We start from the raw sequence: 19,754 nt of genomic DNA, 5'->3' as shown, positions 1-19,754 counted from the left end.
TGCCAGTTTTTAGCTGAGATTTTGTCTATTTTTCTCTAACATCTCGATGTGTTACTCATTCGAGTCCAAAATAGCAGATAGGTAATCAAGGATGTATGATAACCTCTGGAGTGAAACGCTTAGGTTATTTATTATAGTGTGCAAAATATCAGACTGATTTCATCATGCAAACCATCACCAATATCACCGAGTCGCCAATCCAAACAATTCACCACCCGACATTAGATAAATACGGTTTAACGTTGCAGGTTAAGCGTGATGATTTGCTCCATCCTGTGATCCAAGGAAACAAATGGCGTAAGCTAAAATACAATATACTCCACCTCAAGCAAGCTGGCCTTGAAGAGTTAGTCACTTTTGGCGGGGCATTTTCCAATCACTTATATGCTACCAGCATGGCATGCAAACTTTTCGCAATCAAAGGTCACTTAATTGTTAGAGGCCCAGAGATTGACCGGCACAACCCAACGCTAAAAATGGCAAACGCTTGCGGGCTAACACTTCATCCAGTGAGTCGAATCGAATATCGACAAAGAAATCAACCTGAATACATTCAAACTCTGCAAGCCAAGTTTAATAATGCTTATCTCATACCAGAAGGCGGCACTAATGCACTTGCACTCCAAGGCGTTGAAGAGTTAGCGCATTCCTTGCCGCAAAGTGATTATGTCATGACGGCTGTGGGCAGTGGTGGCACAGTGGCAGGACTAATCTCGGGATTACCTAACCACACGCAGGTTTTAGGTGTTACGGTACTAAAAGGTGCTGAATATCTAGCACAGGAAATACATGAATTAATCACAGTTCAGCGCCGCGCGCCATGGCAGCTACTCCATGATTTTCACCACGGAGGTTACGCCAAGACTACACCTGAATTGCTGAGTTTTTGTCATCAAATGAAGGTGAAATATCGTTTACCTCTTGAGCCTATTTACACGGGTAAACTGTTTTACGCTATTTTCACTTTGGCTAAGCAAGGATACTTCAAAAAAGGCAGTGTGATCACCGCAATCCATACCGGCGGTTTACAAGGATTAGATGGTTTGAGATATCTGGCAAATAAAAAGTCGACCTAACCAGCTCATGCGGTTAGCGTTTTAGTGAATATCAGCGAGCTGTTGTAATGGTGCGGAGAAATAATGCCCTTGCGCGCCTTTCACTCCAAGCCCTTTGATGCAACTCAGTTCAGCAACGGTTTCAACCCCCACGGCATACACGGGAATACCCAAGCTTCTCGCTTGAGCGACTATTTGCTTTACTGTGCGTTTACGATATGCAGACTTTTCAATGCCATGTACTAGCTCATAGCTAAGCTTGACAGCTTTTACCAACTCGGCAAGCGGTGAGCGCCCTAGCGTCAGAGCCTGCGTAACATTATCCAAATAAATATCGCATCCAAGTCGGTTCAACCTATCAAAAACTGCTAGCAAACGCTCTCCATGTTGATAGACCTCTTCTATGCTAAGTTCAAACCCAATTGCCGCACCACTATGAGACGCAATGAGCTGCCCCTCTAGCCACTCAATAAACTGACTATCCACCCAACTCGAAATATGTAAGTTAATACTTACCTTACCAAAACTCCTTTCCTGCTCATAAACAGACAACACCTGCTTAACTATCGCTCTATCCAGAAACTGAAATTGCTCTGGAGTATAAAGGTGTTGCATCACCTGCTTGGCCGAAATTCGCCCCATTTCTTTGTGAGTCACTCTGAGTAGCGCTTCGCTTACAATTACGTCCTCGGCTAAAAAGTCGAACAACGGCTGGAAGAATAAGGAAAACTGTCCGGCTTTCAGATAACTCAGCAAAGCTTCACCGTCTTCGTTAAGGCGTTTTGCCAATAACTCTGTGAGATGAACTAGATGAATATGTTGCCACACTTGATTTTGCGCAATTGAGAGCGCTGATTTTGCGCTTTGATAAACCTGTGTCTGTTGTTTATTTTCCTGATAAAAACACGCGCCAAGCTTCACTTTGCTGCGAGATAAATCCCCCCGAAACTCTAGCAGTACTCGATAAACGATTTCGTGCATTTGCTTTGCCAAATCCATACCTTTAGTCGCCCCTATCTGCTTTACTGTCACGGCCAATGCCCCTGAAGTTAGATATTTAACTGCCACCGTCCCAAACTCTCCAACGCCTTTAACTAGCGCAAGCTGAAAATGTAACTGCAGATCAACTTCTTTAGGTGTACTGCACTGCCAATGGATTAACGCAAATAATGCATACTGCCCTTCAGAAGCAGGGGCTGGCAAAGCCACTGGCTTTTGCGCATTTGAGGTAGACTCAGTCATACCGTATAAAAACCACCACCGATGTACGAATAATACGAGCCCAATCGACAACAAATTGAAAAATATCAATATATATCCATGACTTATCCATATGGATTCATGGTACAAGGTAACCGTTTGGTCATTGACAACAAATTGATGTTCTTCTGCATTCGCCACAGGTAACAACGAAAAACCATACTTCGTAGCTATTTCACTTACTCCCACAGCTAAAGCTTCCGGTGATAACTGAGAAATTTCAGCCGCCGCTTCTTCGCCTTGCGTGTGGACCTGAAGGTGCAGTAAATGATTAAGAAGGAAATTTAGACACAACAACACCGCCAAACTTACCGCGACTAGCTTTTTTTGATACTGACGACTAAATCCATCTAACAGCTGAACTGGCATAATGTTTTGATTGGGTGGAAAGATAACTGAAGTGTTGTTCAAAATAGTGCAAAACTCAAGCGAGATGCGGCTTTTAATTGTGCAGAAAGGATAAGCAACTGAGCCAAAACTAGAAATGCGTTAAGTTTATTAATCGTACAAGATGGTAAGCTTTATCTAAGCTTACTTGTCACCATTTTCTTAGAGATATTTATACCGGTAAAAAACAAAAACCCCAGCATGATGCTAGGGTTTTCGTAGATGCTATACCACCATTTAGAACGGTTATCTAAGACAAAATACATAAATTCAGGGTCAGTACAGAAACAAAACCTTTACCATAAAAGGGTCTTTACCAAATGACCCTAATACTTTTTTAAACATAAAAATACAATAATGTAGATTAATTGCGCTATTTTCTACCAATTACGGTTAAATTTAAACATTTTTCAACATTTCTGCCAAGGCGGTTTTACGAGTATCAACTGCGCCTTGTTTGTTAACACCATAACGAAAATCCGTTTCCTTGCCAATAATATGTACTTTATCTTCTGCTCTTGTCACAGCCGTATACAACCAACTACGATCAAGCAACCTTCCTCGTTCAAGTAAAACAATTACATTCGGTGCTTGTGACCCCTGCAATTTATGCAAAGTTAAGCAGTAAGCAAGATCGATATATTCAAATAATTGCCAATCCACTTCTAACAAACGTTTATTACCTTTTTCATCAAGGTCTTCAAGTTCAATAACACAAGCATATTCATCTGTAGGTTCAGCACTCTTAATGACACCCAATGTACCATTCTGAACATCGTGTTTGTAACTGGTCAGGGTAATGACAACAGGGTCACCTTCCCTGAAATCATAGCTTCCTTTAGTAATAGGCATATCCGTAAGGTCAAGAATCTTGCCATTAGGGTTCACAACGCCTTGCAGCATAATGTTTGCTTTTCTTACTGTATCATTGGTAGGAGCGACTATCATAGCGTTGTCATACTCAGAATATGCAGTTACTGCGTCTTGCAGAATGTCCCCTGTAGATTCTTGAAGCGTAATATCAGCAGTAGTTAATGACTCTGGCATTATGCCGTGCCGTATTGCATTGGAATATGCAGGTACACTACTATCTGCTCCCTGTCGTTTCACGACATCAAGTTCCACATGGTTTATTGCACCGCTTTTAATGACATCATTTAAAATCAACCCCGCATTAATCGGTGGAAGCTGATAAGGATCACCAACTAACAAGATTCGAACTTTATCAGAAAACAAAGTAACTAAACGCCACATGGTATATGCATCCAACATGGAGGCTTCATCCACAAGTAATACAGCCTTATCTTCATCAAGATCAGTTTCTCGCAACAGTTTTGCAATCGTTTTCGCTTCACTACCGATTGATTGTTGAAGCCTACGGGCTGCCTTTCCCGAAAGTGCAACGGGGTATATCGTATAACCTAATTTTTGATAAGCATTTACAATCAGCTTAGTAGTCGTTGTTTTGCCTGTTCCAGCTCCGCCTGTAAGGGCGAAGACATGGCTGACTAATGCTGTCCTTACGGCACGTTCTTGTGCTTTTTCAATGGGCCAATCGGCAGGAAATGAGGTTATAAAAGCCTCTTCTAACTCGCTCGACCAACGATTGTCTAATTTTCTGAGGTTACCAAAACGTTTGGCTATTGTTTTCTCAAATATATAATTGCCAGAAACAAAGTATTGGTTGTTTTTCTTAACAAACCCTATGATATCGCCATTGAGTTCTTTTGCCTTAGAAACTAGGTGCTCGTCTTTATTTAACGAGTCCGAGACACATGATTCGATGTCTTGCCAATCTGCAACCGTATTACCTTCATCACTCCATGACCTCAATGCTTGCTCAACGATTGCGACTAGTCTAATTTTTTCGTCCTGTTTTATACCAAAGTGCTTTTGAGCAATAGCATCTACCTTCGGAAACCGCATTCCCAGCGAAAACAACCGATACGGGTTCTGGGTAAGAAAATTGATAGCATCCTGATCGGCAAATCTGAACAATTGTCGCTGAATAGGGGCTTCTATTTCCCATTCAACCAACTGCGCTGAATGTTTTAGATTTGAATACTCTTTATAGCCATTCCAAAGCCCATGTACCGCTTTGTCTTTAAGCAGCACTTCCCTGACAGCTTGAAAGTTTGTTTTTGATTGGTCTTTTTCGTATGGGGCATATTTATCACATTCTAGGATGTTGAATATATCGCTTCTAAATTCAATCCAGAGTAATTGAGCACTTACTTTACCTATGCCTTCAAATACTTTCTCTGTGCTTAAAAAGGTTACAAAGCCAGCACCATTATCTGGCATAATACATTTCAGTGTCGGCTCCATAAAGCGCCATACATCAACATACCTACCTGTGCTGACTTGTTGCTGTCTGATACTGAAGTTTTGCTCTTTAAGGATTTTCCATTGCTGCCCGACTTTCGGATCAATATTTAACTTGTCTTGAGTAGTCAGAATCTCAATACGATGCGCACCTGCTTTGTGGTTAACAAAAATAGCTCCCAGCCGGACATTATCCGGGTGGTACTGGTATATTCTGGTGATCCTTACCAGATAAGCACTACTCTTCATTTCCACAAGCCCATTTCAATCAGTACATCTTTAAATTCAGATAGCTTGGCAACTTCGGCAGCTAACTTAGCATTTTCGTTTTGTAGTCTTCGGTTTGTTCTTTTTAGGTCTCTGACTCTAGCGCTATCTTTGATGTCTTCGTCAGTTTCTTTTGATACATCAATGATCTCTTTATCGAGAGGCAGGTTTTTCTTACGTTGCTGGTAAACCCCTGAGGTAGCAAGTTCTTGTTTAAGTTCTTGCAACAAATCAAAGAGCTTTTTATTTCTTTTTTCCTTAAATGCAGAGGAATCAAAACCAAGCTCATCAGCAATTTTTTTGGGACTTAACGTATCACCATGCCAATAATCCAACCAATTAGGCGACTCTTTCGATTTCATTTCTGCAACCCAACCGAGAAATAAATCTCTGTTACGCTTGCCTCTTTCTTTACTCATCTTAACCTCCACCCACGATGTGTCTTATCGTAGTCCTAACACCATACTCCTTTGAGAACCAAAAAATAATTATCTTTTGAATAGCGTTAAGTTTATTTTCTGACGGTGCGCCTTTCTCAGCTCTAATATCAATATGCTTTTTATTGAGAATACCAAAAGTTAATGGGCTAAAAGAGGCGATGAGCTGTTTAACGTCCGAATTTGCTCTGGCGAAAAGCCGTGCCGAAGTAATTCAAAATCATCTAAATCGATGATTGCCATTTTTCCTTTTCCAATGAGCTGATACTGTGAGTGACTGGATGTAATAACCTGCTGCGCCCCTATATCCATCGATACGATCCGCGATGTTGTCACGTAGTCCCCTTCGAAAAAGCGAAAAGTTTGATCGTGTTGTACTGTAGCATATAACACTTCTCCTATTAATTGTCTCCCATCCATGACACCAACAATATACCAATTTTTTACAGTGGTGTTCAAAAGCCTCTCCTCGAAGTTAGCGTGAGGATATATGATAAAAAAATCGGAATTAAAAGCATAACCAAAGCGTGGATCTAATCCTGACTTTTTTCTATGGTGCAGTAAATAAAGGGAATAAAGTAGATTTTGCAATCACAGTGAGTAGTTTATTTTTCATATGCTGTATACATAGTGATAAGAATTTGCATTAGCCTACAAAGCTAAGGGATTTACTTGTTTATTTATTGATTCATAATAGCTTTAATTAGAGGCATGAGTCTTAAACCATACTACTCGGTTTAGCTTAATTAGTTCATCTCTGATTACTGAGTTATTAATCAAAAACAATCGTTGTTAAAAGGAGTCGATCGCGATGTCTACTTGGGCTGGAATTGATTTTGGGAAATATTCCATCGAGGAATGGCAAAATACGTATCATAAGTGGCTCTTCAATGATGCTGATCGCGTCAGAGAAGGAGACTTTATTGGTTACCGTATAGACACCGAAACGCTCAAACGCAGATTAGAACTTCAAGGAGTTAATAGGGCATCAGTTGAACTAGAGGTTAACGAGTTCAAAGGTTTATGGATAAAAGATATGGAAGATCTATTAACCGAGACACTTGCCACTAAACACCGTGAAGAATATTCATGCTACATTGACGGACTTAAGAGTTGCTCTTTGAATAGCTGGTTGAAGCTTATCCCCATAGCAGCATCAATGCAAAAACATGAGATTACAGGAAGCTGTGATGAACCTAGTAAATTACTTTCATCGTTAACTAAAGCAGAGCAAAACCTTCTAAAGTTCATGTGTTCTGAATACGATGAATACCCTAATTACACTGCCGGAGGCTATCACTTTCCTTGTCTCTCATCATACAGTTATGCATGGGCAATTCTTCAATTTGTTACCCCAAATTCAGTTTGTGAGCTGGATATATCACCATTAATTGACAGTGGTTGGGTTGACGATTTTGAAGATCTTGCAGAGTATCAAGCAGGGCAAACCAAGTTTTCCGAAAGAGCAAAGATTGAAATTCAGGATATAACTAAGCTTAGTGAATCGTTTAAAGATAATAATGTGTTACAACGTCTCTCTTATAGCGGGCTGGTTACAATACTTGAAGCTTATTTAGCGGACATAGCAAAACGACAGGTGCTTAATAAAGATTCCATTAAGAGAAGATTTGTTGAAAACTTCGACGCATTTTCGAAAAACCAGAAAAACTTAAAAGTAACAGAGGTCTTCTTTTGGATGGAGCAACTTGATAATCAGATTATAGAGTGCCTAGACAATTTGTCTTTCCATAATGTGAAGACTATTAAAGCATTCTTTCCCTCTGTTTTATTGGTTAAAATTTCAGATGATTTAAGCGATCGCCTTGCTGTAGCAGAAATTACTCGGCACGATATCGTTCATCGCGCAGGGAGAACTAAAGATGGGAAGTCCAACGAAGTAACTTTGGCAGATGTGAAAGCTGTATCCACATTAGTGCTGGATATCATAACGTCTGTGGATTCTCAAATCGTTGATGGAATATTGGTGTAAGTGTAGTTGAATTAGATGTAGTAGCTCATATCTGATCTTACAGTTTCGATGAATAGGTTTAGACTTCATCTGACAGACAGCTATGAGCGACAAGCGGACAGTGATAGATTATGATGTTTGAAGGCTAAACTCGGTTTCCTTCGAGGCTATTGTTTGAATAATGTATCAAGTATTTGTAAGTAATAGGCTATCCCCCTCAACTTAAAATTGAATTTAGTGGAACAACTTTCAAAGATCAATTAAAGTTGATTGGTAGTTTTAGTTAGGACGTTAGGCAACAAAATAAAGGAATAAGTAATGACCGATGAAGTCAAGAATTGTCCATTCTGTGGCGAAAAAATATTAGCTGTTGCAAGGATATGCAAACATTGCCGCTCTGATCTTGAACAAGATGCAACAGATAAAGCATCCACAAAACCAGCTGTTGATTACGGTATCTTTCTGCTAGCAATCCCTGTAGTGACAACAATGCTAATTTGGTTTTGGGTGTCTGGCATGAATTTATTCCAGTCACCCAGCGAAACAATGGTGCTTCTAATGTTGACAACTGTACTAGGCACAGCAATTGTTGCCGCAATGGAAGCAAGTAAAGTCGGAATGAAAACGGATCGAAAGAAAGGCACTTATAGTGCTACTTCGTGGTTTTTCATTATCTCTTTGCTCTGGATTATTGGTTACCCAGTTTACCTGTACAAACGTAAGCACTACGGGCTAACTAATCGTTTGATAGCAGGTATTCTTATAGGTATTATCTTTGTTGGTAGCTGGAGTGTGATTAATTCTGCTATCGAAGCCAAAAAGGCAGAAATAAGGGATAACCTCCAAGAAATGCAACAAAGGTTTGAACCGTATGTCAGGTAGTTACTTAGCAAAGCCGCCAATGTCAAAAGTTGCAGTAAACAGTATTCTGAAACCAGTGGGTTACGGTGCTTTACCTTTTTTTAAAATTTGCTTTCAGTATTTCCGATTGAATAAGCTTCTTTAATAGTCAGGAAATCAACTGATGTTTATTATTCGAACACTTACGTATATAGGTGAATACTTTCTAAATTCAATATGGATATTCAGAGGGTAGTAACAGAGCGATTATGCAATAACTGTGTATCGTATAAGTAATAAAATGTTCGCTATGCAGAGGGTATATGGAGAAAGATGAGTTTTTTCTCAAGGTTTCGAGAGCATTGTCAGGATGTCAGATGATAGAAATGGAGTTGAAGCTCTACTTGTCTAATGCTGTCGCTCTCATAAATAAGCGTTTGGGCAATCGAATGTTTTGTGGAATGTCAGGCGACGATTTTCAAAACCATTCTCTAGAGAGACTGATTACTGAATTTAAGAAGTTTTCCGACAATGGAACACTTATTAAACGTCTCAACAAGTTTAAAGACGAACGAAACTTTCTAAGTCATAAAGCAATTGCATCGTGTATGGACCCGCACAATGGTTACCAAGGGCTTCAAGCCGCTTCTCTTGACGAACGTTTGTTAAAAATAGAGAAAGAGGCGTCAGATATAACCCATACTATTCATGAAGAATCAGCGAAGTTTTTGGGATACTTGTTATTTGAAGATGAAGTATGATGCAGTACTAACGATTAGTTTCATGGAGGACGTTCAGAATTCTGTGTCAGCCTAAATTGCTAAATATCTAGCACACCATCTAACCTACCTTCGAAGTGGATGGCCAATTGCGACAATGTCAGATTCCAATTATGGATTGGCATTGTCCATTTCTAAGCATTCAATATACCTGCATACAATAATTTCATCAAGCTGTTTTCATTAGGGAATGCTCCCTTAATCTTGGTGAGTCGCCTAAACTGACGATGTACAGCTTCAATCGCATTCGTGGTATAAATAGCTTTACGCACATAATCTGGATACTTGAAGTAAACCGACAGATTGCCCCACTTACGACGCCAAGACTCGAATCAGCTGGTCTGTCACGGCAGTGATGGTGGCCTCGAATATCTCGATAGCTCATACCTAAAGCAAACATAGGTAGGATTTTTTCATCAATTTCGGGCGTTAATTTGGTTTGGTTCTTTTTAACTAGTTGAGGTTCAAACGTGCCTGAGCGGTCTCTGGGCGTTTCAAGTTCGAATTGACCTATAGATGACTTAACTGTTTTTTTGGTTGAACCATTTTTACGGTTAACTTGAGTCTCAGATGCTAGGTGCTGCTCAATTCGGCTTTAAGAGCCGCTTCAGTGAGTTGTTTGTTCGCCAGTAAGACCTTTACCAGCTTGAAGTTCAGTTAATGCTTTGTTGAAGTCGAAAGATTGAGTTATGTGTCACTCCTGTTTTCTTAATAATATTGAAATGACACAGATTTCTAAACACTACCCGAAAAGCATTAAAGCTCCAACGTCCCCACTTATTGGTCTAACTACGGCGTCTCGTATTTCTGCCTGATAACACTGTCAACTGAACTATTTTTAAAATAATACCAGAAGTTGTGTAACCGCTAACTTCCACCTCATGGTTTTTATTATCACCCCAGTATTTAAAATATATTGTTCCGCAACCCTTATAAAAATCCAAGAATAAGTATTCTGTGTAGTCATAAACCCCTAAATCAGCAAAAAGGTTTAATACATTTATATTATGCACCGTACATGCACCTTTGTTGCTCTCATAACCACTCATATCAAATCGAAGCTTAGTACTTTTTACACCATCAAATTGATTCAGACGTCCCTTTACAAAGGCTTTTAACTCTTCATCTGACATATCCATAATATTGTCTACGCCAGTTCTACCTTGACTATCCACATCACACTCCTTAATTGTTAGTAATATTATTTACTCTATTAATTAATAACATTGGAACATTTCAATTCATTTCCAACATTAGTAAAACATCATGGTATCCAATAACTTTTTAAAAACATATCAAATACGTGGATCTAATCCTGAGTTTTTAAATTCAAACACATTTAAATTTTCATCAACATCTTCAGCTCGTGATGGAAATTCGATTGCGAACTCATTTAAACAGTCAAAAGCTATTTCTTAAAAGAATACAATGCTAGTTTGATTGAATTAGAACGCTATCTAATCTGAACTGATGTACTGTTACAAACGGAGTAAGTTAATGTAGCTAAAATTAACTTCGATTCTTTGCTGGTAACCCACTATCAATAGTTGCAGCAAGCTTATTCAAATCAACACCATCCATCTTCTGAAGATTATGCTGCCACCTAGCAAACCTTTCAAGCAACATGTCATTATGGGTACTTAACCTATTGTTCTCTGAAGAAAGCCTTTCGTTCTCGTTTTCAAGCTTTTCAACTCGCTTTATAAGTTCAGCAATGGTTGCATCATCATTGTCCAAATTTTCCAAAAGCTGGCTTAATTTATCAGAGCTATCGAATATCGATTTAGCCTCTTCAATAGCAATTGATTTCTTGTTTCTAAGCTCTTCTTTCTTTAAGCCAAATGCATGTTTGATTTCATCATGCTTTGTGTAAGTGTGCCTTGATGGGGGACGTTTTAAGCCCAATTCTGATTGAAGCCTTTCAGAAAGAAGATCATATGTAAGCTTACCGCTCCAACCATCAATGATCGCTAGAATCGTTTCTTTATTATCTGTTACAAAAGCCATTATCACTCCTCCATACCAGATAATGCCAAGGCAGTAAGGTCGAAGATTGGTATAACATTTTGCTCATCAATATTAAGTGACCGTTTAACAGGGGAAGGGTCTAATTCGTCAGGAATTCTGATAGGTGTGCCATCAGGTCTGTTTGGATCTTCCATCATAGCAATAATGGTTTTAATCTTTGATAACCTAAAGCCTGAGGCAGTTACCCAACGATCAGCACCGAAAACTTTGTCTCCTGCTTTAACGATTGCATCCTCTAATTGCTCCTTATTAAGCTTTTCAAGGTTTTTAAGCTCTTCTAGAGTGTTTGGCAGCCCCTTAAGGCATTCATGGTCGCTACAGACCGCACAATCGCCATTTTTAACACACGGACTTTCTGCATAATTGTGGACACAATAACCTAACCCTGTGAACTGAGCGACACCTGAGCGATTAATCCCAAGTGACTTGAGAGAGACTGGTAAGCCTAAATCATGCAACACGATTGCAGGAGGTGGCGACTCTGATGTGTATGGCGATAAAAACTGATTAGCTTGAGCAACCGTCATAACACCTTCACCATTTGCAACATGGCCTATACGCTTGGTTAACCGTGACTTTTGCTCTTGAGTTCTACCATCGTAAGCTTTATTTTGTTCTATATCCGCTCGACCTGACCACTTGGCAATCAGCCAATCTTCTTCACCAGCCAGTTTCAACTTAGTATTCAACCAATGCCGAGGTTGGTGTGTATTCAATTGTAACCGCGTGCCATCTTCGTCTGTGATTGCCAATTCATCAAAGATTGACTCGATTGTTTCTTCTCCTGAAGGGCGATCTGACCCCATAGCATCACTCACAGCTCCATGACCGACCATTACCCAAGAAAACGGCTTAACATCAAACTCTTTGTGAAACTCATTCTCGCGAACTAAGGTAATGCAATCCCAAAGCTTCACATCACCATAATTGGGAAAGTCTTTTGTTTTATATTTTTGGTCAACAACAGAGCGAAGATCTCTATAACTAGGGAATTTTATACTAATCCCAGTAGGGTTATGAGTGTGTTTAGTCAGTATTTCGTTATCCTGCGAAACTTTACACCCATTCAATAAATCCTTCTTCCAATCTGCCACATGATTGATTTGGCTTATTAATTTACGTAACCATTTTAGTGAACCATTATGCGTCCAACTCATCTGTGTTCCGTTTGAATCCAGACCAGTCTTTAAGCACATTGCTTTTGCAAATTGATTATATGTTAACGGTTTGTCATGCGGGAAATCAGTAAGTGTAATGCACTCTTCATGCGTCATAAAAATGTTGGGATTTTCAAAAGCAAATTTCGCCGCAGCTCTAGCGGGAGCAGAAATATCAATGAGTCTGTCAAATGCCTGCTGTACGACATCCTCTAGTAGTTTAGGCACCCACTTTTTAACTGGGTCTCCTCCTTTTGCGGGGTGCCACATTAGATATAAACGTCCCTTTTCACTTCTTTGTAGTGAGTTTATTGTTAAACCATTAAGTTCTGTATTTCTGCTTGGCTGACACATCAACATTACACATAGACTGGTGAAGTATTTTTGACGAGGTGTTTTAGCTTTATGAAAGGCATCCGCCACTTGAAGCATTTGATAGTCAGAAGGACATTTCTCCACTTCTTCTTTACGACTGTCTTCATCAAGTTTAATTCTGGAATCGGATGGACGAGGGAAAGGATTTGACCACTCTTGTAAATCTAGTTTGAATCGCTTGTCCTTAATAAACTTCAATATTTTTTCAAATGACAGGCCAATATTGCGCTTGCCTCCAGCACTCAATCCGCTGTTCTTAATCTGCTCTTCCACACGATTAATTACCGTGTTATTGAGGTACATAATATCAATGGCTACTCTACCATTTTGAGTCGCATTTTCTTCTAATGCATTGTGAAGCCATACCAATGAAGAGGCCCACATAACTGAGTCTTTGTGATTGAGCGACTGTTGGTATCGTACATAGGCTTTGGCAAAGTCAGCAAATGGCTGCTTAAATGGTGTATATTTCGAATGATTTTCGCTGTTACCAAATACGATGGTTAATTTCTTTCCTCTTGCTGTATTCCAAGACCACTTATCACATTCCCATCCCTTTTGAATTCCGCTAGGGCTTTCAAAGTCAACATCCTCAAAAAGCGTTAAATCGTTTTTTGCAAATGCTATGAACTCCGCGTAGTTTTTCTGGAAATCAAGTTTATGCTTCGGTGTAAATACCAATACATCAGACATTTAACGCTCCTTCTTTTTCCAGCTCTTGCTTTCTAACATGACACTTTTGAATAACGACTTTGATTGCATCAATACTGCGATTATGACCTTGCAATACAAACTCACTTGCACCCATCTTACGCTTACGATCACGCTCAGTAATGACACTTTTCAGAACTTCTGTATGAGGTGCATTTAACCAAGGTTGGAATTTATTGCAGGTGTAACAATGAATTGTGCCATTAGCACAAAAGCCAAACTTTCCACAGCTTCCGACAGGATTGCCATCGTTGTTGTTGATTCGACTGCGAGGATCATTAGCTCGAATTGCGTCTTTTTCACCATCTATCAAAGTTCCTGAAAATGCTTGCGCCAATGGCGTAAGATCCGCTGCAAGCGCTTCATCAATTCTGTCAGCCATTTCTTCGTTGAACTCTGTATAAACTTTGACTTGCTGGGTATCTGACTGGCCTAGTTCTTCGGCTATTGCATAGTCACTTGCACCTAGCATTGCCATATTGGTCGCATGGGTATAGCGGAATCTCCTTGGATTGATATGCAGGTCACCAAACCCATCATCTAACTTAATCCGTGTTGTTTTTAAAGGGCAAAGTCGAGACAAGCGCCTGATTATTTCATCAACTGATGGATTTCCAATTTTTGTTCGTAAACATAATAAGTCAGGCGTTTTTTGTTGTAGCTGTTCAAATTCATCAAAACTAGCGAGTTTAGACATTTCTCGTGTATTGAGGAAAATAGGAATTTGGTTCTTTTGTCTAGATGTCAATTTAATATCGAATTGTGTTTCAACAGCATTGATGGATTGATTTGCCTGTGTTTTTAGCACTAGCATTAAATCTTCACCAGAATCCTTCTTGATTTGAAAAGAGCCTCTAAAATGCTCATCACGTTTTTTGGCATTTGGAAGCTGTAAATCAAAGTGTTCAACACCTTCTTCAACCCTTGTTATTAAATCTCTATAGTAGAGATACGTGAGTTGCACAGGACGAGCACCCGTTTGTTGTAGTGCCATGATAAAGGCGTAATCAATCAACGAGATCAGCCTTTCAGTAAAGGCATCAACGTACCAGTTTATAAATGCTGTTTGTTCTTCAAATGAATAGGCACCGCTGAAAGGGCAACCTAAAGCTACGGCTTTTCCTTTTTCATTGCCAGACAGTTTAAGTGAGTTAAGCAACTCAACCGTTTTTTTATCAACTCCTTTGATTTCCTTGTCGTGCCAGTCTAATAAGAATGCACGAATGTAACCCAGCTTATACTCTGTGCTTTTGGTTAGTGTTGCCTTGTAATTTATTACATGTTCTTCATTTATTTTGCCCGTAACGCCAACAGCGAAGAACCACCGACAATATCGAAACAGATTATCTGTATAAGAAGATGAAAATTCACATGCATAATCAGCTAATGCTAACCGAAAATTACTTTCGAACTTAGGATCTAAATTTAGCGAAGCGAGCAACTCAAAATTCAACGACTTATTTGCATCTAATTGCCAAAGATCGTCATACACATCAAATTCATAGTTAGCTTTACTGTATCGCTTATCCGACTTTGTTCTAGCGCTTTTTGAGCCGTGTAATTTTTTTGCTTTAGCTACCATGATAGTCCCCGTCTGTTTTGTGCTTCATCCGCGATTGCATTCTTTGGCGTATCCTTTGCGCCTGTTTTCTTGCAGTTCGCTTGAGATAAATCTCACCTGATTTAAGAGATGAATGTCCATTTAATTCGGCTCTTATCTCCAGCTCTCGCTGCTTTGTAATCTTATTTTCGTCTGCATATTGCTTTGCAGCTTGATGCAGCCCCGCCTGTTCCAATCGTTTTACTTCTTGCCTGACAGCCCTTCTTTCCTCATCAACCTGATCTGACAGTTGATCATTAAAATAATGTCTATAAGAATGAGGTGTAATAGCCCAGAAACGCTCAGGGTTCACACCTTTAATGCTTTTAAATATATCGTTAATTGTTTGTTGAATGAGCGGTTGTCCAGACTGGTAATGTCCCTCCTTATCTTTGTGAGAAACAAAAATAAATGGGTGTGTTTTCGCTACTTTTGTATCAGCACGATGAATCTTGATATAAGTGTTTAGTAAGTCTCTAAGCTCTTTTGTAATAGAAACCGCTCTGCCGAGGGTCTTTGCTGTTGGCTCTTTTACCCTAGGATCATCCTTACTGTCATGTCTTCTAACAACTGACAATGTTGGATTGTCAATATCTGTTCCAATATCGCTAATTCGAAGCGCTAATAACTCAGCACATCTAAATCCTGTTTCATACAAAACTTGAACAATGAGATAGTTTCTAAACTTGATAACTGGGTTTTTAAACGGGTTGTAATGTGAATCAGGCTTAGCTACCTCAACAAAGTCATCAAATACATCATCTGGAATACCAGACTTATCTAAGGAAACTTTCTTCGATTTTCCTTTTGGCTTACCACTCTTAAGTCGAGTTTTCATCTTATCCAGCGCCTCAAAAAGTTCTGCGGCTGCTGGCTTATACTTGACTCTTTCTTGCCCTATAAAGTGAAGAAACTCTGCAATGTGAGCTATACGGGATATATATTGAGATTTACCAATAGTCGGTTTGTCTTGTGATTTTGATAAATAAAACTTTCCCATATCGACCACGTTACTTGCTGGTTTATCTTTAACCACTTTAGCCTGATATGAGCAGTGCTCTTTAAGTTTATTAATATCATCAAGGTTAGGTACTTTACCGTTATATATTTCCTCAAGCAGATCCCTACCGTTAATCTCCTCCCAGCGTTTCAAATGTTTAATGTCTTTCAGGTATTGCTCAATTGATGTTGCAGCTTTAGTCATTCGCAGTTTTTGCGTAACAAAATGAGTGACCCAAAAATCGGGAACGCCATCTTCTCCTAATAAAAAGGCGTAGCGCTCTCCACTTTTAAATTTCTTTACAGCAACTTTCATGAACACCCACTAATAAACATTTATATTTGTTATAAAGTAATATAGTGAATATTTTAAACTTTTCAACATTAATTTTCTAATAAAACTAAAAAAGCCGCTAAAAAGCGGCTTTTAAGATTATTTTTCAACATTTGATATTTTGTCTTTGTCTAGAACGGAATATCATCATCAAAGTCAATTGGTGGCTCCATAGGGTTTGAGCTACCGCCTGATTGACCATTGTTTTGGTTCTGTTGTGGTGCAAAGCCGCCTTGAGACTGGCCACCAAATCCAGAAGACTGCTGAGAATTCTGTTGCGATTGCTGTGGTGCGAATCCACCTTGCTGTTGGTTTGACTGGCTTTGCTGTGGCTGCGAATATTGCTGCTGAGGCGCTTGATTATAGCTTTGTTGGCCATAATTATTTTGCTGCTGTTGACCACCTTGGTACTGGCCACCACCTTGACCCTGCTGCTCGCCACGACCACCTAGCATTTGCATTTGGCCACCCATGTCCACAACGATTTCTGTTGTGTACTTTTCTTGACCGCTTTGATCTGTCCACTTACGAGTTTGTAGACGACCTTCAATGTACACCTGCGAGCCTTTTCTTAAATACTCACCCGCAACTTCCGCAAGTTTGCCAAACAACACCACACGGTGCCATTCTGTACGCTCTTGCAATTGACCGGTGTTTTTATCTTTCCAGCTATCCGTAGTTGCAATGCTGATGTTAGCCACGCCGTTACCGTTTGGCATATAGCGAACTTCAGGATCTTGGCCCAGATTACCTACCAAAATTACTTTATTAACACCACGTGCCATGGCATTGTCTCCTCACACTATGACAAGCCCAACACTTGCTTGGCTTGCTTCAAATCAAAAATTTTATCATCTACTTTTAGGTAGCTACGATTCTCATCTCTTACTACCGTGGCCTCAAGTACCCCAGGTAATGAAACCAATTGATCTGCCAATTCCGTCGCTTGTTGCTCATTTTCTACAGCAGAAACTAAGCTGATCGCTTTGCTCTTAGGTGGTACTTGCATACCCCATGCGATAACAAACCATATTACCCCAATAATGGCCGTTGCGGCAAATATCGTATCGACCGCAAAATTTTGTGCCAAAATACCACCCAAAGCACCGCCTATAAATGCACCAAGAAACTGGCCAGATGAAAACACTCCCATCGCCGATCCCTTTTGGTTTGCTGGAGCTATGCGAGAAACCAATGCAGGCATAGTTGCTTCGAGAAAATTAAAGGCAATAAAATAGACCAGCATTGCACCTGCGATCACCCAGAGCGAATCTACAAAGCAATACAAAGTAATTGAGCTTACCACTAGCATTGCAATAGACAGCAAGAATGTCTGCTTTTCTTTTTGTTTGCGGATCGCCACTATCATCATCGGTGCCATCAAAATAAAGGCGAGTAAAAATACCGGAATATAGAGTTGCCAGTGCCTGTCAGCAGCAAGACCATCACGGATCAACTGACCTGGCAAAGCTACAAAAATTGTAGTCAGCGTCAAATGCAATAGCAACACCCCAAGATCAAGCCTCAGTAACTGTGGGTTTTGCACCAAGCGACGAATATCTGCAAAACTTGCAATTGTGTCGCCTTTTGGGGCTTTATTTACCGCATTTGGCACCATAAAGGTAATGATAGCGATACCTACAATTGCCAATACCGCCGTCAGCCAGAAGATCCCTGCGATACCAAAAGACGCTGCAATCATTGGTCCTAATAACATGGCTACAGCAAAGCTCATACCAATGCACATGCCAATGACCGCCATTACCTTGGGACGCTGCTCGTCGCGGCTCAAATCCGCAGCAAGCGCAAGTAAAGCACTTGCAATCGCGCCCATCCCCTGTAGGGCTCTACCAAATGTCACCCAATAGATTGAATCCGCTAATGCCGCGATAACAGATCCTAATGCAAATACCAACAACCCACTAATGATGATTGGCTTACGGCCGAACTTGTCAGACAGCCAACCCATAGGTATCTGCAGTACAGCTTGAGTCAAACCATAAGCACCAATAGCCAAACCAATCCACAGTGGCGAGACATCCTGTAAAGACTGGCCGTAAACAGCTAACACTGGCATCAGCATGAACAAACCAAGCATGCGGAAAGCGAAAACGCCAGCAAGAGAAATCGCGGCGCGCTTTTCAGTTGGATTTAAAGAGTCATTAGACATAAGGCGGTATTCATCACTATCGAAAATCACGCGCAAGTTTAACAAACTCTTTTCTTAACTTACACTAGCGCGAACGGATCTTTGCAATGCGATTGTTACCATCATAAATTTGAGCGATTTACTTCGAAAGAAAAAAGCGCTAGTTGACGCCGTACTTGGCCGTGATCTGATCTAATTTTCCGCTACGTTTAACCCGTTCAAATGCTTGACTTAAACGCTGCAAACGCTCGCTCGAGGTGCGTGCCTTGCTAAAGGCAAAATATACTGGGTTTTCGTTAATAACCAACGGGCTAATTGCAAACTTTTCAAAATCAGGGTTATTTTTACTTTGATACAGGATATTGAATTTTTCTTCTAAAAACCCTGCGATCCTGCCTTTTTTGAGCAAATTCAATTTTACCTGATTGTCGGGTACATAAATAAATTGCGTTTCACTGTCGGTACGACGCGCAAGGCGAGCTGTAAACGCCTCACCGTAATAAGCATTACGCTGAATAGCGATGGGCTTTGACAGATGGAATAACGACTCAAGTGAGTCAAGCTGGTGAGGCTCGCCTGAGTTCATTGCAAAAACAATGGTTTCCATGCGTTGAGGACCAATAAAATACGCAAACTGTTCACGTACTGGTGTTTTTGTGACGCTCAAAATAAGATCGATATCACCTTCCTCTAAAAGCTTCAGCGCCCGACCCCAAGGAATACTTACGAAACGATAACTACACCCCGCTTCATCTAACAAGGCTTTAGCAAAATCAACATCCATACCGTGCCAAACAAGGTCGTCATTTAACTTAGACTGCGCAGCATAATTCTCAAACCGCACCACCAGCTCACAAGCGAAGACATTTTGGCAAAGCAACGCCAAAAGCAATAAAAGTCGATACAAAATCAATATCCCAAGTTGATCGGTTTAATAAGTTTAGTTCGTTTAGCAGAGATAACTTAATTTTGTATTCGGGATGCGGTAATCTGTTCACTTCACATCATGCTTTGACTGATCCAGGTTTCAATTTAGTGGATTAGTATCGCGTACTCAGTACAGCGCACGAAAAAACACAAGG

The 19,754-nt window shown here is 40.1% G+C and carries 16 protein-coding genes and 1 pseudogene; 4 read left to right on the top strand and 13 right to left on the bottom strand.

The window, feature by feature from the left end; genetic code table 11:
* Positions 1-164 precede the first annotated feature (164 nt).
* Positions 165-1,076, top strand: a complete 912-nt coding sequence (locus NO992_RS05735) for a 1-aminocyclopropane-1-carboxylate deaminase/D-cysteine desulfhydrase (protein ID WP_253105408.1) — start codon at positions 165-167, stop codon at positions 1,074-1,076.
* A gap of 21 nt (positions 1,077-1,097) precedes the next feature.
* Here the strand turns inward: NO992_RS05735 and NO992_RS05730 are convergent, their stop codons facing one another.
* From NO992_RS05730 to NO992_RS05715, 4 genes are all read right to left on the bottom strand, one after another.
* A complete protein-coding gene (locus tag NO992_RS05730; RefSeq protein ID WP_371375089.1) occupies positions 1,098-2,684 on the bottom strand; it encodes an EAL domain-containing protein in 1,587 nt (528 codons plus the stop codon).
* A 417-nt stretch (positions 2,685-3,101) separates the two neighbouring features.
* The gene (locus NO992_RS05725) at positions 3,102-5,276 is read right to left on the bottom strand and encodes an AAA family ATPase (RefSeq protein WP_371375084.1); all 2,175 of its coding nucleotides are present in this window, start codon (positions 5,274-5,276) and stop codon (positions 3,102-3,104) included.
* Positions 5,273-5,713, bottom strand: a complete 441-nt coding sequence (locus NO992_RS05720) for a hypothetical protein (protein ID WP_257174845.1) — start codon at positions 5,711-5,713, stop codon at positions 5,273-5,275. The genes NO992_RS05725 and NO992_RS05720 overlap by 4 nt, the downstream gene beginning before the upstream one ends.
* A 159-nt stretch (positions 5,714-5,872) precedes the next feature.
* Positions 5,873-6,190: a hypothetical protein gene (locus tag NO992_RS05715; protein WP_257174846.1), complete on the bottom strand. Its 318-nt coding sequence runs from the start codon at positions 6,188-6,190 to the stop codon at positions 5,873-5,875.
* Positions 6,191-6,542: 352 nt separating this feature from the next.
* Here NO992_RS05715 and NO992_RS05710 point away from each other — a divergent pair, with 352 nt between their 5' ends.
* The 3 genes from NO992_RS05710 to NO992_RS05700 all read left to right on the top strand — a co-directional run bounded on the left by NO992_RS05710 (position 6,543) and on the right by NO992_RS05700 (position 9,301).
* Positions 6,543-7,721: a HEPN/Toprim-associated domain-containing protein gene (locus NO992_RS05710; protein WP_257174847.1), complete on the top strand. Its 1,179-nt coding sequence runs from the start codon at positions 6,543-6,545 to the stop codon at positions 7,719-7,721.
* 297 nt (positions 7,722-8,018) lie between these two features.
* Complete coding sequence (locus NO992_RS05705) at positions 8,019-8,582, top strand: hypothetical protein (RefSeq protein ID WP_257174848.1); 564 nt, start codon at positions 8,019-8,021, stop codon at positions 8,580-8,582.
* A gap of 281 nt (positions 8,583-8,863) precedes the next feature.
* Positions 8,864-9,301 carry a hypothetical protein gene (locus NO992_RS05700; RefSeq protein WP_182760706.1) on the top strand — a complete coding sequence of 146 codons (438 nt, stop codon included), beginning with the start codon at positions 8,864-8,866 and terminating at the stop codon, positions 9,299-9,301.
* Positions 9,302-9,360: 59 nt separating this feature from the next.
* On the opposite strand, the pseudogene NO992_RS05695 reads toward NO992_RS05700, so the two are convergent.
* From NO992_RS05695 to NO992_RS05655, 9 genes and pseudogenes are all read right to left on the bottom strand, one after another.
* Positions 9,361-10,010 (bottom strand): annotated as a pseudogene (locus tag NO992_RS05695) (transposase).
* Between the two features lie 94 nt (positions 10,011-10,104).
* Complete coding sequence (locus tag NO992_RS05690; RefSeq protein WP_257174849.1) at positions 10,105-10,494, bottom strand: hypothetical protein; 390 nt, start codon at positions 10,492-10,494, stop codon at positions 10,105-10,107.
* 334 nt (positions 10,495-10,828) lie between these two features.
* Positions 10,829-11,326 carry a hypothetical protein gene (locus NO992_RS05685; RefSeq protein WP_257174850.1) on the bottom strand — a complete coding sequence of 166 codons (498 nt, stop codon included), beginning with the start codon at positions 11,324-11,326 and terminating at the stop codon, positions 10,829-10,831.
* A 2-nt stretch (positions 11,327-11,328) separates the two neighbouring features.
* Complete coding sequence (locus tag NO992_RS05680; RefSeq protein WP_371375079.1) at positions 11,329-13,572, bottom strand: hypothetical protein; 2,244 nt, start codon at positions 13,570-13,572, stop codon at positions 11,329-11,331.
* Positions 13,565-15,172: a site-specific integrase gene (locus NO992_RS05675; RefSeq protein ID WP_257174852.1), complete on the bottom strand. Its 1,608-nt coding sequence runs from the start codon at positions 15,170-15,172 to the stop codon at positions 13,565-13,567. The genes NO992_RS05680 and NO992_RS05675 overlap by 8 nt, the downstream gene beginning before the upstream one ends.
* Complete coding sequence (locus NO992_RS05670; RefSeq protein WP_257174853.1) at positions 15,162-16,505, bottom strand: site-specific integrase; 1,344 nt, start codon at positions 16,503-16,505, stop codon at positions 15,162-15,164. Before NO992_RS05670 ends, NO992_RS05675 begins: the two co-directional genes overlap by 11 nt.
* 149 nt (positions 16,506-16,654) lie before the next feature.
* Positions 16,655-17,308, bottom strand: a complete 654-nt coding sequence (ssb, locus tag NO992_RS05665) for a single-stranded DNA-binding protein (protein WP_010376633.1) — start codon at positions 17,306-17,308, stop codon at positions 16,655-16,657.
* Between the two features lie 17 nt (positions 17,309-17,325).
* Entirely contained in the window at positions 17,326-18,693 is a 1,368-nt protein-coding gene (locus NO992_RS05660; protein ID WP_371375274.1) for an MFS transporter, read from the bottom strand.
* A 139-nt stretch (positions 18,694-18,832) separates the two neighbouring features.
* Positions 18,833-19,579, bottom strand: coding sequence for an ABC transporter substrate-binding protein (locus NO992_RS05655; RefSeq protein WP_010376631.1), 747 nt, complete (start codon positions 19,577-19,579; stop codon positions 18,833-18,835).
* Between the last annotated feature and the right edge of the window lie 175 nt (positions 19,580-19,754).

This window comes from Pseudoalteromonas sp. DY56-GL79 (assembly GCF_041414765.1).
Classification (GTDB): Bacteria; Pseudomonadota; Gammaproteobacteria; order Enterobacterales; family Alteromonadaceae; genus Pseudoalteromonas; species Pseudoalteromonas piscicida.
Note: the sequence above shows the minus strand (reverse complement) of the source record. Positions and strands in the feature narration are given on the sequence as shown.

Coding starts and splice junctions, on each gene's coding strand:
- NO992_RS05725 (WP_371375084.1), bottom strand. CDS start 5,276: ATGAAGAGTAGTGCTTATCTGGTAAGGATCACCAGAATATACCAGTAC.
- NO992_RS05735 (WP_253105408.1), top strand. CDS start 165: ATGCAAACCATCACCAATATCACCGAGTCGCCAATCCAAACAATTCAC.
- NO992_RS05680 (WP_371375079.1), bottom strand. CDS start 13,572: ATGTCTGATGTATTGGTATTTACACCGAAGCATAAACTTGATTTCCAG.
- NO992_RS05670 (WP_257174853.1), bottom strand. CDS start 16,505: ATGAAAGTTGCTGTAAAGAAATTTAAAAGTGGAGAGCGCTACGCCTTT.
- NO992_RS05705 (WP_257174848.1), top strand. CDS start 8,019: ATGACCGATGAAGTCAAGAATTGTCCATTCTGTGGCGAAAAAATATTA.
- NO992_RS05710 (WP_257174847.1), top strand. CDS start 6,543: ATGTCTACTTGGGCTGGAATTGATTTTGGGAAATATTCCATCGAGGAA.
- NO992_RS05675 (WP_257174852.1), bottom strand. CDS start 15,172: ATGGTAGCTAAAGCAAAAAAATTACACGGCTCAAAAAGCGCTAGAACA.
- NO992_RS05720 (WP_257174845.1), bottom strand. CDS start 5,713: ATGAGTAAAGAAAGAGGCAAGCGTAACAGAGATTTATTTCTCGGTTGG.
- NO992_RS05730 (WP_371375089.1), bottom strand. CDS start 2,684: ATGCCAGTTCAGCTGTTAGATGGATTTAGTCGTCAGTATCAAAAAAAG.
- NO992_RS05685 (WP_257174850.1), bottom strand. CDS start 11,326: ATGGCTTTTGTAACAGATAATAAAGAAACGATTCTAGCGATCATTGAT.
- NO992_RS05700 (WP_182760706.1), top strand. CDS start 8,864: ATGGAGAAAGATGAGTTTTTTCTCAAGGTTTCGAGAGCATTGTCAGGA.
- NO992_RS05660 (WP_371375274.1), bottom strand. CDS start 18,693: ATGTCTAATGACTCTTTAAATCCAACTGAAAAGCGCGCCGCGATTTCT.
- ssb (WP_010376633.1), bottom strand. CDS start 17,308: ATGGCACGTGGTGTTAATAAAGTAATTTTGGTAGGTAATCTGGGCCAA.